Origin of the sequence: Neisseria sp. P0008.S002, from assembly GCF_051962805.1 — a bacterium.
In the GTDB taxonomy this organism is placed as follows: domain Bacteria; phylum Pseudomonadota; class Gammaproteobacteria; order Burkholderiales; family Neisseriaceae; genus Neisseria; species Neisseria perflava.
Window position 1 is genome coordinate 120,466 of the sequence record NZ_JBQCUY010000005.1, and the last position, 13,530, is coordinate 133,995.

At 47.8% G+C, this 13,530-nt stretch carries 10 protein-coding genes and 3 tRNA genes; 9 read left to right on the forward strand and 4 right to left on the reverse strand.

The genetic code is table 11. The annotated features are described in order from the left end of the window. Positions 1-20 precede the first annotated feature (20 nt). Positions 21-869 carry an S-formylglutathione hydrolase gene (fghA, locus tag ACTHSA_RS07085; RefSeq protein WP_049336773.1) on the forward strand — a complete coding sequence of 283 codons (849 nt, stop codon included), beginning with the start codon at positions 21-23 and terminating at the stop codon, positions 867-869. Between the two features lie 93 nt (positions 870-962). On the opposite strand, the gene recA is transcribed toward fghA, so the two are convergent. From recA to ACTHSA_RS07100, 3 genes are all read right to left on the reverse strand, one after another. Next, the gene (gene recA / locus ACTHSA_RS07090; RefSeq protein WP_003680794.1) at positions 963-2,009 is read right to left on the reverse strand and encodes a recombinase RecA; all 1,047 of its coding nucleotides are present in this window, start codon (positions 2,007-2,009) and stop codon (positions 963-965) included. A gap of 147 nt (positions 2,010-2,156) precedes the next feature. Continuing rightward, entirely contained in the window at positions 2,157-3,449 is a 1,293-nt protein-coding gene (aroA, locus tag ACTHSA_RS07095; protein ID WP_039862183.1) for a 3-phosphoshikimate 1-carboxyvinyltransferase, read from the reverse strand. A 159-nt stretch (positions 3,450-3,608) separates the two neighbouring features. Beyond that, positions 3,609-6,152, reverse strand: coding sequence for a glycoside hydrolase family 66 protein (locus ACTHSA_RS07100; RefSeq protein ID WP_440378845.1), 2,544 nt, complete (start codon positions 6,150-6,152; stop codon positions 3,609-3,611). A gap of 320 nt (positions 6,153-6,472) precedes the next feature. On the opposite strand from ACTHSA_RS07100, the gene cysG reads away from it, so the two are divergent. After that, positions 6,473-7,870, forward strand: a complete 1,398-nt coding sequence (gene cysG / locus ACTHSA_RS07105; RefSeq protein WP_004519908.1) for a siroheme synthase CysG — start codon at positions 6,473-6,475, stop codon at positions 7,868-7,870. A 53-nt stretch (positions 7,871-7,923) separates the two neighbouring features. On the opposite strand, the gene ACTHSA_RS07110 is transcribed toward cysG, so the two are convergent. Further along, positions 7,924-8,529 carry a CoA pyrophosphatase gene (locus ACTHSA_RS07110; protein ID WP_049336772.1) on the reverse strand — a complete coding sequence of 202 codons (606 nt, stop codon included), beginning with the start codon at positions 8,527-8,529 and terminating at the stop codon, positions 7,924-7,926. A gap of 175 nt (positions 8,530-8,704) precedes the next feature. Here ACTHSA_RS07110 and ACTHSA_RS07115 point away from each other — a divergent pair, with 175 nt between their 5' ends. The 7 genes from ACTHSA_RS07115 (at position 8,705) to ACTHSA_RS07145 (ending at position 13,478) form a co-directional block, all read left to right on the forward strand. Beyond that, complete coding sequence (locus ACTHSA_RS07115) at positions 8,705-10,567, forward strand: tetratricopeptide repeat protein (RefSeq protein WP_004519906.1); 1,863 nt, start codon at positions 8,705-8,707, stop codon at positions 10,565-10,567. A 55-nt stretch (positions 10,568-10,622) separates the two neighbouring features. After that, positions 10,623-11,207 (forward strand): lipoprotein insertase outer membrane protein LolB, encoded by a 585-nt coding sequence (gene lolB, locus ACTHSA_RS07120; RefSeq protein WP_004519905.1) that lies wholly within the window; start codon positions 10,623-10,625, stop codon positions 11,205-11,207. An 8-nt stretch (positions 11,208-11,215) separates the two neighbouring features. Continuing rightward, positions 11,216-12,064: a 4-(cytidine 5'-diphospho)-2-C-methyl-D-erythritol kinase gene (gene ispE / locus ACTHSA_RS07125; protein ID WP_039862210.1), complete on the forward strand. Its 849-nt coding sequence runs from the start codon at positions 11,216-11,218 to the stop codon at positions 12,062-12,064. A gap of 5 nt (positions 12,065-12,069) precedes the next feature. Beyond that, a tRNA-Gln gene (locus tag ACTHSA_RS07130) sits at positions 12,070-12,145 on the forward strand. Between the two features lie 10 nt (positions 12,146-12,155). Next, positions 12,156-12,231, forward strand: a tRNA-Gln gene (locus ACTHSA_RS07135). Between the two features lie 11 nt (positions 12,232-12,242). Then, positions 12,243-12,318: transfer RNA gene (locus ACTHSA_RS07140), tRNA-Gln, on the forward strand. A 176-nt stretch (positions 12,319-12,494) separates the two neighbouring features. Next, a complete protein-coding gene (locus ACTHSA_RS07145) occupies positions 12,495-13,478 on the forward strand; it encodes a ribose-phosphate pyrophosphokinase (protein ID WP_100066646.1) in 984 nt (327 codons plus the stop codon). Positions 13,479-13,530 lie beyond the last annotated feature (52 nt).

Consider the following 13,530-nt stretch of genomic DNA (forward strand, 5'->3'; position numbering starts at 1 on the left):
GTTTCCTTACAAGGAATAAAATGAAAAATTCAGAATTGCATTTGCTGGAACGCAGAAAGATGTTTAACGGGTATCAGGAACGGTACCGCCATTTTTCTCAAACCTGCCGGACGGATATGGTATTTGATGTCTATCTGCCGCCACAAGTCTTAAAAGGCTATCCCGCGCCTGTTTTATATTTTCTTTCCGGCTTAAATAGTGATGGTTCTGAATTGGTTCAACAAAGCGGGATCCAACGTTTTGCGGCGCAATGGAATATTATCGTGGTTTTCCCGGATACCTCGCCACGCGGTCGGCATGTTGCCGACAGTGAGGAACATTATCTTGGACAGGGCGCCGGATTTTATGTCAATGCAACTGAAGCACCTTGGGCGCAGCATTACCAAATGGAAAGCTATATCAGCCAAGAATTGCCTGATTTGATCGAGCATCATTTTCCGGTAACGCAAGAGCGCAGCATTGCAGGTTTCAGCATGGGCGGGCATGGTGCGCTGCAGTTGGCTTTGAAGCATCCCGGCCGATATGCTGCGGTTTCAGCCTTTGCGCCTTTATGTCATCCTATCGATACGGAAGGCGGCAGGCAGGCGTTTTCGGCTTATTTGGGCCAAAACGTGGAAACGTGGAAACGCTATGACAGTACAGAGCTGCTTCAGACGGCCTCGCATAAATTGCCTGTTTTGATTGATGTCGGCAGTGAAGATGCTTTGTATCCTGAAGTCCTGCAACTGGAAGGGTTTGTCCGCTCAGCACGCGAAAAAGGTTTCAATATCCAATATAAAGTACGCCCGGGCTATGGGCATGACTATTTCTTTATTGCCAGCTTTATCGATTCGCATATTGAGTTTCATGCTCAGGCATTGGGGCTTTAAGCAGTATTGAATAAAAGGCCGTCTGAAATCCGATTAATGGTCGGATTTCAGACGGCCTTTTATTTGGTCTTTAACCTTTAATTTCAGACAGACTTATTCCTCAGGACGTTCGCCGTCGGTGTCGTCCAATTTGCCTTCGGTAATATCGACATTGATACCGACTGCCGCACGGATTTTGGCATCGATTTCGTTGGCGATATCAGGGTTTTCTTTCAGCCAAACGCGTACATTGTCTTTACCTTGGCCGATTTTTGCGCCGTTGTAGCTGTACCATGCGCCGGATTTTTCAACGATGTCATGTTTGACGCCCAAGTCGATCAATTCACCTTCCCAGCTAATGCCTTCGCCGTAAAGAATATCGAATTCGGCTTGACGGAACGGAGGGGCAACTTTGTTTTTGATGACTTTGACTTTGGTTTCGTTACCAATCACGTCATCGCCTTTTTTAATCTGACCGGTACGGCGGATGTCGAGGCGGACAGAGGCATAGAATTTGAGCGCGTTACCGCCGGTTGTGGTTTCAGGGCTGCCGAACATCACGCCGATTTTCATACGGATTTGGTTAATGAAAACAACCAATGTATTGGTGCGTTTGATGTGGCCGGTCAGTTTGCGCAGGGCTTGGCTCATCAGGCGGGCTTGCAGGCCGACGTGGCTGTCGCCCATTTCGCCTTCGATCTCGGCTTTAGGCACAAGTGCGGCTACGGAGTCGACAACGACCATATCGATACCGCCGGAGCGTACCAAGGTATCACAGATTTCCAATGCCTGTTCGCCGGTATCCGGTTGGGAGAGATAGAGTTCTTCAACTTTTACGCCGAGTTTGCGGGCGTAAATCGGGTCAAAAGCATGCTCGGCATCGATGAATGCGCAGATGCCGCCATTTTTTTGGCATTGGGCAATGGCTTCGAGACAGAGTGTAGTTTTACCGGAGGATTCCGGGCCGAAAATTTCAACCACGCGGCCGCGGGGCAGGCCGCCGACGCCGAGTGCTAAGTCCACGCCGAGGGAGCCGGTGGAAATAACATCAAGGTTTTCTTCCTGTTGGCTGCCGTCCATTTTCATGATGGAGCCTTTGCCGAAGTTTTTTTCGATTTGGGCAAGGGCTGCGGCTAAGGCTTTGCTTTTTTCGTCTGACATGTTTTCTCTCCGAAAGGAAATATGAATCGCTAAGAATTTATTTAGCTATTATCGCACAAATTAAGAAAAAGTATAGTTTTATTTTTATTTTTCAGACGGCCTGTGTTTTTTGTATGCAACAGGCCGTCTGAAATGTTGAATAATCAATCAGTTGGTCAATGATGCAAAAACTTGGAAATAGTCGGGGAAAGTTTTATGCGTACATTTCGGGTCGTTGATGATGACGGGGACGCCCAAAAGCGAAACCAGCGAGAAACACATGGCCATGCGGTGGTCGTCGTAAGTGTCGATAACGGCATCGGGGGTAAGCGTTTCGGGCGGCGTAATATGGATGGCTTCGGCTTCTTCGATGACGTCTGCGCCCAGTTTGCGCAGTTCGGTTGCCATGGCGGCGATACGGTCGGTTTCTTTGACGCGCCATGAGCCGATATTGCGCAGGGTGCAGGGTTGTTTGGTGGCCAGCGCAACAATGGCCAAGGTCATGGCCGCATCAGGAATATGGTTGGCATCTAAATCAAAAGCCTGAATCTTGCGCTCGGCAGGACGGGAAATTTCTACAAAATTTTCGCCCCAAATGACATCTGCGCCGATTTTTTCCAATTCACGCGCAAAGGCAACGTCGCCTTGAATACTGTGTGCGCCGATGCCGGTTACGCGGATGGGTGTACCGGCAATCAGGCCTGCGCCCAAGAAATAAGACGCGCTGGAGGCATCGCCTTCTACATATAAATGTTCGGGCGCATGATATTTGGCACCGGCCGGGATTTTAAATACACGGTAGTCTTCATTGATGATGTCCACACCGAACTGCGCCATCAGCTTGAGCGTGATGTCGATATAAGGTTTGGAAATCAACTCGCCTACCATGTGGATTTCAAATGCTTGTCCCGTCAAGGGCAAAGCCATCAGCAGGGCGGTCAGGAATTGGCTGGAAACATTGCCTTTAATCGGAATAACGCGCTCGCCGTTGTCTTGGCGTTTGCCGATCTGAAGAGGCGGATAGTTTTCATTGCCCAGATATTGTACGTCCGCTCCGGCAATACGCAACGCGTCGACCAAATCGCCGATAGGGCGTTCGTGCATACGCGGTACGCCATGCAGATGATAGTCGCCGCCCAAAACGGCAAGTGCGGCAGTCAAGGGGCGGAATGCCGTACCGGCATTGCCTAAAAACAAATCGGAGGATTGGTTGGGAAAGCGGCCGCCGGCACCATGAACTTTCAGACGGCCTTCAGGTAAAGATTCAATTTGCACGCCGAGTTTGTCGAGTGCTTCAAGCATTCGGTCGGTATCGTCGGATTTGAGCAAAGAATGGATTTCGCAAACGTTGTCGGAGAGTGCTGCCAAGAGCAGCGTGCGGTTGCTGATGCTTTTGGAACCGGGCAGGGCAACGGTGGAGGGCTTGAGTGTGGAAGCGGGCAGGCGGATGGATTCGGTCATTGGTTAGGATTTCAAATTGTAGACAAAACGATATTATACGCAGGCAAAGGCCGTCTGAAAAATGGAAGTGGCGTTGCAGGCAAGAAAAGCCGGACTCTTTTTGAAAGTCCGGCTTTGGGATGCTCGATATTTTAATGGTTAACCTAAAATATGCATTAACTAGTCAATGTTGAACGTACCTTCGTCAAAGCGGAATTCGCTGACTGAGGGGATTTTTTGACCTTGGACGTCGGTATGGATGTCGGCATATTGGTGGTCGATGGTGATGAGGTCGTTGTGATTGTTTTCGCCACGAATGGTGATGTTCCAAGTCGTGCCGTCTTTTTCGTTGACCGTTTCGAGCGACAGATCCGAGAGGGAAATGCCAGCGCCGAATTGGATGGCGTTTGTGCTGTGATGGTCGAAAATGGTGTCATGGCCTTCGCCGCGATTGAATACGTAGGTATCGTTACCGGCTTCGCCGTGCAATATATCGTCCCCTAAGCCACCAAACAGTGTGTCGTTGCCTGCGCCGCCGTGAAGGATGTCGTTGCCTGCTTCGCCCAACATAGTATCGTTACCGGAGCCGCCATACAGCGTGTCGTTGTCTAATCCGCCGTTCAGATGGTCATTGCCACCGCCTCCGTAGAGAATATCGCTGCCGGCATCGCCGTTGATGACATCGTCGCCGGTGCCGCCGGACAATTTGTCATTGCCGCTGCCGCCGTGAATCTCATCATTACCCCGGTTGCCGTAGATGATGTCTTCGCTTTCAGTACCTTTGATATGGTCGTCGGCGTGGGTGCCGTTGAATGTGGTTTTGCCGTCGGCAAAGGTTTGGCTGACGCTTGCCTGCCCTAAATTGCTGACATAAAGCATATCCCAGACATCCAGGCTCGGGACGGTGACTTCCAGTGCCACCGGTTTGCCGTTTTCATAGATGACGGAAGATTCCAATGTGTGCATGGATATATCGTCTGAGTCGGGGGAAGCCAGTTGTACGATGGCTTGCTCGGCCTGTTCTGCGCTGATTTCCATATCAAACGGGATTCTGACTTTAGGGTTGTCGAGTTTCAGCGTGTGGTGGTTGGAGCTGTTCCAATTGGTGTCTTTGTCGAGGCCTGCGAGATTGATTAATTGGACAACTCGGCCGCCGTCTGCGGTGGCCTTGGTCCATGTATAAACTTTGCCTCCTTCGCCTGAAGTGGAAGTCATGTCATAGCCGTCGGATGCTACGATGGAGGCATGACTGTCTTTGAGTTCAACCAAGCCTTCGCCGCGAAGCAGCTCCTCATAGGCGGTAATGAATTGTTGATAGTTGAATTCTGATTTGGCCAGGGTTTCGTTGGTTTTGAGCGTCTGAGCGGGATAGTATGGATCTTGCAAAATACCAAAACCATGTGCGTTTTTATCCGGGAGGTTGTTTAATGCGGCAACAGTCATGTGGTAGCCGCCACTCGCTGCGATAACGGCATCGACCAGCAATTCGTTGTCCGGATTGAGTTCGGAAGAATTATCTTCCGGGTGGGTACCTTTTCGAGTATAGGCGGCAATAATCGGGGAAACGTGATTGTAATCGTACAGACGGCCTACCAAGCGTTTAAGCTCGGCATAGTTGTGGTTTTCATAATGGGTATTTCCGGCTGTATCTTTAAAATCGCGCGGCCAGATTTCTGAGTAAGGAACATCCATGCCGGTGGTGGATAAGACATCGGCCCTGCCTGTGCTGATGTCGTTGATCATATAAGTTTGACCGTAATCGTGTAACTTTTCCGCAGCCGCGGCTGACAAATCGTCATAACCGTCAGACATTCTGAAGTTTTCAGTCTTTTGGCCATTTTGTATTTTGTAAACGAGGTTATCACCCATGGTATCGGCCTGCCAGCCGTCAAAGCCGCCTGTTTTCAGGGCTTTGATCATGGTGTTGACGATATAGTTTTGCCAGCTTTTGTCGGCAGGATCGACGAATTGTTGTACGGATGTTTTGGTCTCTGCACCGGCTTTGCCGAAGTTGGAATGCTCTTGGGCATTGTAGAGTTTGACATTATTTAAAATTTCTTTGATGGCCGGATTATCGAGTTCGTCATTGGAGGCGGCGTTAAGCATATTGTAGAGCATGGCACTGCCGCCTTTTTCGTGAATTTTGTTCACGAGGTTTTTAATCAGCAGGGTATCGATTTGGGGAGGGTTGGGTTGGCCGTTGTCGACAGCCCAAGTCGCCCATTCTTGCTTGAAGCTGTTGACATTTGGAAATGGATTGGAGGTTGTGTCGTACACATCATAGAAGAAATAATTGTTGATGTGCATTTGTGCCAGCTGATCGATATTGTTTTGATAGCCTTCGAGCTGGTCATTGGTCATGGCGTTGTTTCGTTCTGCCGAATTATCGTTAGATCCTGCCACTACGCCATAGCGGGGAAAAATAGTCCAGTCGTCTTCGACAGACAATCCCAGTGTTTTGCTGGTGTGGTTGCCGGTGTTGTCAACGGTTTCTACTTTGACGACGTAGCCTGAATTGGGTGAAAAAATATCGGAAGAGAGTTTGACGGAGGTTGAGTTCAGATGATCCAATTTTTGGATTTCCGTACCCAAATGGCTGACGGTGACAGAGGTGATTTTGTCTGTCGCATTGGAGATGTTCAGAATAACATCATCGCCGTTGGTATAGGCTACCTTGTTAAAGAGAATAGTCGGTAAAGGGGCTGTTTTTGCTTCAGTTGTCATGCTGTATATTCGCTTCTAAATATTATATTTTGAAATTACCTTAATAAATCAATATCACTTAAGTTGTTGATATGAATAATTGTTAAGACTTTTTAGTAGGCAGAGCGGAAAATAAGTTCCCCGTTTGATAGCAAATATCTAAAATAATTCGGTTTGTGATTGAAATTTAAAAATGCTGTCTGAATGTTTTGTTATTCAAAAGACGGTTTTTTGCAGGTATATAACCAAACACCATAAGAAAATCAGAAACCATTCTTTCCTATTTTTTCAGACGGCCTTTAATATCGGCGGACAATCATTGATAAAGTAAGAGCACGACTATGAGCCATTATCCGTTGTTTGCCGATTTGAAAAACCGCCCTGTTTTACTGGCAGGTGCGGGTAAGGTTGCCGAGCGTAAGGCGGAAAGCCTGTTGTCTGCCGGAGCGCGCGTGCGTGTTGTTGCGGAAACTTTGAATCCGCAGTTTCAGCAATGGGCGGCTGAAGGGAAAATAGTTTGGCTGGGTGGCTTGTTTGAAGAAGCCATGCTGGACGAGGTGTATTTCGTTATTGCGGCGACGGATAATGGCATGTTTAACCGCCGTGTTTTTGAAGCGGCGGAACGACGGGTGAAATTGTGCAATACGGTGGATACGGCGGACTTGTGTTCGTTTATCGTGCCTGCCGTGGTGGATAGGGGGCCATTGAAGATAGCCATATCCAGCGGCGGTACTGCGCCTGTATTGGCGCGTAAATGGCGGCAGATTATTGAAACATTGATTCCGCTGCATACGGGCACGATGGCGCGTATTGCCGGTAAATGGCGCGAAAAGGTTAAACAGACTATTCATCATGTCGAACGACGCCGTTATTTTTGGGAAAAGTTGTTCGACAGCCGTTTCAGTATTTTTGCGGCTCAAAACAATATCGAGGCGGCAGAACGTGAATTGATCACGCAGTTAAACCGGGAAACGCCGTTTGGCGGCGAAGTGGTTTTGGTGGGCGCAGGGCCGGGAGATCCGGGCTTGCTGACCATACATGCTTTGCAGGCGATACAGGCTGCGGATACCGTGTTTTACGATGCTTTGGTGTCGGATGAGATTTTGGCGATGGTGCGTAAAGATGCGGTGAAAATCAGCGTGGGTAAACGTGCTGGTGCGCACCATGTTCAGCAGGAAGAAACCAACCGTCTATTGGTTGAACACGCTCAAAAAGGCGAGCGTGTGGTAAGGTTGAAAGGCGGCGATCCTTTTGTGTTCGGTCGCGGCGGGGAGGAAGTGCAAACCCTGCATCAGGCCGGGATTGCCTACCGCATTGTGCCGGGTATTACTGCCGCGCTTGGAGCTACTGCTTATGCCGGTATTCCGTTAACCCATCGCGATTGTGCCCAAGGTGCTTTATTTGTAACCGGCCACAGCAAACACGAGGGCAGTCAGCCCGATTGGCAGACTTTGGCTTTAAGCCGCCAAACGTTGGTAATCTATATGGGCACGCTTAAAGCGGCTGAGATTGCGGAAAAGCTGATGGCTTATGGCAGGCAGCCTTCTACACCTGTTGCCGTGATTTCCAATGGGACTTTACCGCATCAAACCGTGCGGACAGGCCGTCTGAAAGATTTGGGCTTGTTGGCTGCCGAAGCAGAACGTCCGGCTTTAATGGTAATTGGCGAAGTGGTTGCCCTGCGCGATGAGATGAAATGGTTTGGAGAATTTGTCGAATGCTATGAAGAAGCTGCATAAAGAGGATTGATCAAACAAGGCCGTCTGAATATTGGTTTTCAGACGGCCTTGCCTTATTTAAAAGCTTGGCAATATTGCTGATAACGTTCTGCCAGTCCATATAGGATGATTGCTGTCAGCCCCCAGATGTCGTAGTGTCGGAAAGGCAGGGCGGGGAGGGCGAGGGTTTGATTGTTGTGATGAAGATGACGGTATGAGTAGTTTTGCAGGTTTAAGGTGAAGTCCAAAGGCAGATAAAAAATTTCTGCTACTTCATCGGGATTTGCTTTGGGGTTGACGGGCTGGGTGCAAATTGCCGGAACAGGCGTAACACGGTAGCCGGAAGGTGTGTCATAAAAGGGTAGCGGCGCAAAAGTCTGCCATGCGGCAATCGGAATGGCGGTTTCTTCGTAAGCTTCTCTTAACGCCGTTGCCGTTAGGCTGTCGTCTTGGGCATCTTTGCGGCCGCCGGCAAAGGCGATTTGTCCGGTGTGTTGCCTTAAGGTCTCGGCCCTTTTGGTCAGTAAAATTTGCCACGCTCCTTCATGCAAGGCGATGCCGACCAAAACGGCTGCTTCTTTGACCGTTTTAGTGGTAACTAATTGATTGCGCTCTGCTTGCATACGGCTGCTGAAGCGTGAAGCTTGAGTTAGGAAATGGATAAGGTGGTCGGTATTCATTTTTGGCGCTGATCGTTTTATGCAGATGAGGATTACACAAGGTTTACGGTTACCGTGTCAACAAAATAGGGTGCGTGTGTTACAGTTATGCCTGAATGATAAATAAAGCTTTGCGTCTGTTCTGCAAGTGCTTAGGCCGTCTGAAAATGTCGGCAGGTTCTCAAAAAGGATAGTTATGTTGTTTTCCCCATCCCGTATTCGAGTGGCAGCTGCGGCTGTCATGATGTTGTTTGTTACACAAACTTTTGCCGCGCCCGGCGATTCAAATGCAGTTTTTGAATCGGCTAAGATTATTAAAAAGAAAAGCCGTACCGACCGTTTTTCTCCCGAAGAGCGCGAGCAGGAGCGGATACGTCTGTTGGGTATACAAAACCGTACATCTCAGGTTTTCACTTTGTTAAATTCAGAACTGGCCCTGCAAAAGGGTGATGCAGCTTCTGCGTTGTTTACTTATATTTTAACGTTGCATCGCACCAAATCTCCCGAAGTGGCCGAACGCGCTTTGGAGATGGCGGTTTCGTTAAACGCATTTGAACAGGCTGAAGCCATTTACCAAAAATGGCGCGAAATCGAGCCGGAGCCTGGTGAAACACAAAAGCGTATGACTTGGTTGCGCAATTTGCTGCTGGGTAAAGCCGATAAGAATTTGAGCGGATTGGACAAGGTAATTGCCGGCGGTAGTGAAGATGAGCAAAAGCGCGTGTTCCTGCTTTTAGCACAAACCGCAGCACAACAGCCGAATCTGACCAGCGATGCGGTTAAACAGGTGCATAAAACGGCCTTGAATTATAAAGACTTTCCAGAAGCGGCGATTGCGGATGCAATTTTTAGTGCAAAAGACGGTCAAAAGAAACACGCCATTGCGGCATTGCAGCGATTGGCCAAGTTGGACAACGAAATTTTGCCGCCGACTTTTGTGACGTTGCGGCTGATGGCGCAACGGCATCCTGATATTTTGGACGGCTTCTTCAAAGAGACAGACACCAAAACCTTATCTCCGATTTGGCAGGAATTGGACATCGCCAATTTGATCGCCCATGGTCAAAATGATAAGGCCTTTAAGCGTTTGCAGACTTTATTGGAAGAAAATCCCAACCCTGATTTGTATATTCAGGCTGCCTTATTGTCAGCGAGCAAGACAGAAAATATTTCTGCGGTAAACAGCTATCTGGAAAAGGCTTATAAAGCTGGCACGGAAGAGCAGCGCAGCCGTGCAGCGTTGATTGGTGCGGTTTCATATAATGATGTAGAAGAATTGGCCAAAGCCAAACAATGGCTGGATAAGGTAACGGCTACGGCTTATACGTTTGATAAAACCATTTTGGCTGCTTCTATCGAAGCCAAACAGGGCAACCATAAAGAGGCTTGGGCTTTGGTACAACGCGCACAAAAAATGCCCGAGCAAAGAGGACGTTATTTTGAAGTTAAGGATTTGTTGAGTACGGCTTTGTTCGTATTGTCTAAAAATACCAATCTTCAAGAATCGTTGAACGCTTTGAACAGCTTGGTAAATTCCACCGAAAAATCCTTGAAAACCCAAGCTTCTCCGGAGCTGCTTGCCAATGTGCTGTATCAGCGTTCGATGGTGTATGAGAAGCTGAATCAGCCAGGCAAGGCGATTGCCGATTTGCGCCGAGTTGTTGAGTTGTATCCGGACAATCCGCATGGTTGGAATGCTTTGGGCTATACCTTGCTGTCCAACGGCAAGGATTTGGACGAGGCTTTCAAAATGGTTCAGATGGCCTATCAAATGGATCCGGAAAGCGCAGCCATTAATGATAGTGTAGGCTGGGCATATTATCTTAAAAGCGATGCCCAAATGGCTTTGCCGTATATCCAATATGCCTATGGAAAAGAACCTGAAGCCGAAGTCGCCGCACATTTGGGCGAAGTCCTATGGACGCTTGGAGACCAAGACAAGGCCAAAGAAATCTGGAATGACGGCTTGAAACGTGGAAGCAATCTCCGAGTATTAAAAGAGACAATGTCCAAATTCGGTATAACGCCCAGCAAACCGCATACTCAAAAACACAAATAAAACCCAAAGGCCGTCTGAAAGCGTTTGATTTCAGACGGTCTATGAAGGAATATCCATGAATTTAAAACGATTATCATCGGTTGCAGCCTTATTGCTTTTAGCTGCCTGTGCGCAGCCAAACTTACCTCAGCAAAACAGTTGGCAAGCAGCAGAGCAGGTGCAGGATTTTAGCGCAGACGGTCGTTTGGCTGTCAAAGTGGAAGGAAAAGGCTCTTATGCCAATTTCGATTGGACTTATCAGAACGCGGTTCAAACCATTGATGTGAATACCCCATTGGGCAATACCGTAGGCCAGCTGTGTCAAGACAGTGAAGGTGTATTGGCGGTAGACAGTAAGGGTAAGGTTTATCAGGCGGAAACTGCTGAGGAATTGAGCAGACAGCTTTTGGGCTTTGCTTTGCCGGTACAATATTTGCATATTTGGGCAGATGGTAAACGCGTTGCCAATGCGCCATACAAAATCCTGCCTGATGGACGTCTGGAGCAGTTTGACTGGACGATATCGCGCACTTTAAATAGTTCAGGACAGCCCAAAACGCTTCAACTTGAAAATGCCAAGTTTAATATCCGCTTGGTGTTTGACACGGTAAACCACTCTTTGGATAAGAATGGACAAACCCGATGCGCAGCACGCAAATAGAGGATGCCATGTCTGTTTCAGAGGAAATCCAAGCCTTTCCTGCGCCGGCTAAATTAAATTTGGATTTGAGGATTACCGGCCGCAGGAGCGATGGTTATCATAATTTGGAAAGTATTTTCTGTTTGATCGGCTTATATGATACCGTTCATCTGAAAATCCGTACTGATGGGCAGATTATTCTGCATACGCCGGTCGAAGGGCTTGAACCTGAGCAAGACTTAACTTATCGGGCGGCTAAATTATTACTGCCATATGCAAGCGTAGCGCACGGTGTCGAAATCTGGTTGGATAAAGTGATTCCAACCGGAGGCGGATTGGGCGGCGGAAGCTCTGATGCAGCCACGGTTTTAATGGTTTTAAACCAATGGTGGCAATGCGGTTTGAGTAGGCAGCAACTGATTGATTTAGGCGTAAGTCTTGGTGCAGATGTTCCTTTTTTTATTTTTGGCAGAAGTGCTTTTGCCAAAGGTGTGGGTGAGAAGCTGGCTGAAATAGATGTCCCTAAACAATGGTATGTTATCGTTAAGCCCCCCGTCCATGTGGCAACAGTTAAAATTTTTGCACATGAAGGCTTGACACGGGATTCCAAACCCAGCATAATGCCGACTTTCCAATCGTTACAGCCGTTTCAAAATGATATGCAGGCGGTTGTATTTCAGGAATATCCTGAAGTTTGGAAGGCTTATGTTGAGTTATCCCAATATGGTCATGCATTAATGACCGGTTCTGGGGCTTGTTTGTTTATAGCAAGTGAATCTCATCAAGAAGCAAATACAATTTACCAACAGGTTTCTCAATCATATGAAGCTTATTGTGTGGAAGGGTTAGATATTCATCCGCTGTTTCATATGATTTAGTAAGTTGGGGAGTCGTCAAGCGGTTAAGACACTGGATTTTGATTCCAGCATGCGAAGGTTCGAATCCTTCCTCCCCAGCCAAACCCTTTGTTGGGGAGTCGTCAAGCGGTTAAGACACTGGATTTTGATTCCAGCATGCGAAGGTTCGAATCCTTCCTCCCCAGCCAACACCCTTTATTGGGGAGTCGTCAAGCGGTTAAGACACTGGATTTTGATTCCAGCATGCGAAGGTTCGAATCCTTCCTCCCCAGCCAAATAAAAGCGTGTAAGTTTTCTTACACGCTTTTTTATGCTCAGAGCGCAATAACGCTGAAAAACTTTTTTTTACCCGTCTTTACGCGTATAATCGCATAATTAGTGTCTTAGACATAGGGCAAAGGGAAGCGTAATGTTTTCTGAGCGTAAATCAAATCTAGAATCAGGTGAAGATATGGCTGCTTATGACAGTTTAATGGTGTTTACCGGTAATGCAAATCCGGAATTGGCACAACGTGTTGTCAAACATTTGGATATTTCACTCGGTGAAGCCACCGTTTCCAAATTCTCTGATGGCGAAGTAGCCATTGAATTGTTGGAAAATGTGCGTGGTCGCGATGTGTTTATTTTGCAACCTACCTGCGCGCCAACCAATGATAACCTGATGGAAATTTTGACTATGGCCGATGCACTCAAACGTGCTTCTGCCGGTCGTATTACTGCCGCGATTCCTTACTTTGGCTATGCGCGTCAAGATCGTCGTCCTCGCTCTGTTCGTGTACCGATTTCTGCTAAATTGGTAGCGAATATGTTGTACTCCGCAGGTATCGACCGCGTATTGACTGTTGACTTGCATGCCGACCAAATTCAAGGTTTCTTTGATATTCCGGTAGATAATATTTACGCTACCCCGATTTTGTTGAACGACATTAAACAACAACGTATCGACAATCTGACTGTTGTCAGTCCTGATATCGGTGGTGTTGTACGTGCACGTGCTGTTGCTAAATCTTTAAATGCTGATTTGGCCATTATCGATAAACGCCGTCCTAAAGCCAACGTGGCTGAAGTGATGAATATCATTGGCGATATTCAAGGCCGTACTTGCTTGATCGTAGATGATATGATCGATACGGCAAACACCTTGTGTAAAGCGGCTGTAGCCCTGAAAGAGCGCGGTGCAGAACGTGTACTGGCATACGCTAGCCATGCAGTATTCTCCGGTGAAGCAGTGAATCGAATTGCTTCTTCCGAAATTGACCAAGTAGTTGTGACAGATACGATTCCGTTGTCTGAAGCAGCTAAAAAATGTGAACGCATCCGTCAAGTTACCATTGCCGGTTTGCTGGCTGAAACGGTACGCCGTATTAGCAATGAAGAATCCGTCTCATATCTTTTCAATGAAGATGTGATGATTGGCGGCATGTTGCTGCCATAACCCGATGTCGTCTTAAGCTGGTCGCGGCCGATGACGACGATTTTATCTAAAT

Coding starts and splice junctions, on each gene's coding strand:
- fghA (WP_049336773.1), top strand. CDS start 21: ATGAAAAATTCAGAATTGCATTTGCTGGAACGCAGAAAGATGTTTAAC.
- recA (WP_003680794.1), bottom strand. CDS start 2,009: ATGTCAGACGAAAAAAGCAAAGCCTTAGCCGCAGCCCTTGCCCAAATC.
- aroA (WP_039862183.1), bottom strand. CDS start 3,449: ATGACCGAATCCATCCGCCTGCCCGCTTCCACACTCAAGCCCTCCACC.
- ACTHSA_RS07100 (WP_440378845.1), bottom strand. CDS start 6,152: ATGACAACTGAAGCAAAAACAGCCCCTTTACCGACTATTCTCTTTAAC.
- cysG (WP_004519908.1), top strand. CDS start 6,473: ATGAGCCATTATCCGTTGTTTGCCGATTTGAAAAACCGCCCTGTTTTA.
- ACTHSA_RS07110 (WP_049336772.1), bottom strand. CDS start 8,529: ATGAATACCGACCACCTTATCCATTTCCTAACTCAAGCTTCACGCTTC.
- ACTHSA_RS07115 (WP_004519906.1), top strand. CDS start 8,705: ATGTTGTTTTCCCCATCCCGTATTCGAGTGGCAGCTGCGGCTGTCATG.
- lolB (WP_004519905.1), top strand. CDS start 10,623: ATGAATTTAAAACGATTATCATCGGTTGCAGCCTTATTGCTTTTAGCT.
- ispE (WP_039862210.1), top strand. CDS start 11,216: ATGTCTGTTTCAGAGGAAATCCAAGCCTTTCCTGCGCCGGCTAAATTA.
- ACTHSA_RS07145 (WP_100066646.1), top strand. CDS start 12,495: ATGGCTGCTTATGACAGTTTAATGGTGTTTACCGGTAATGCAAATCCG.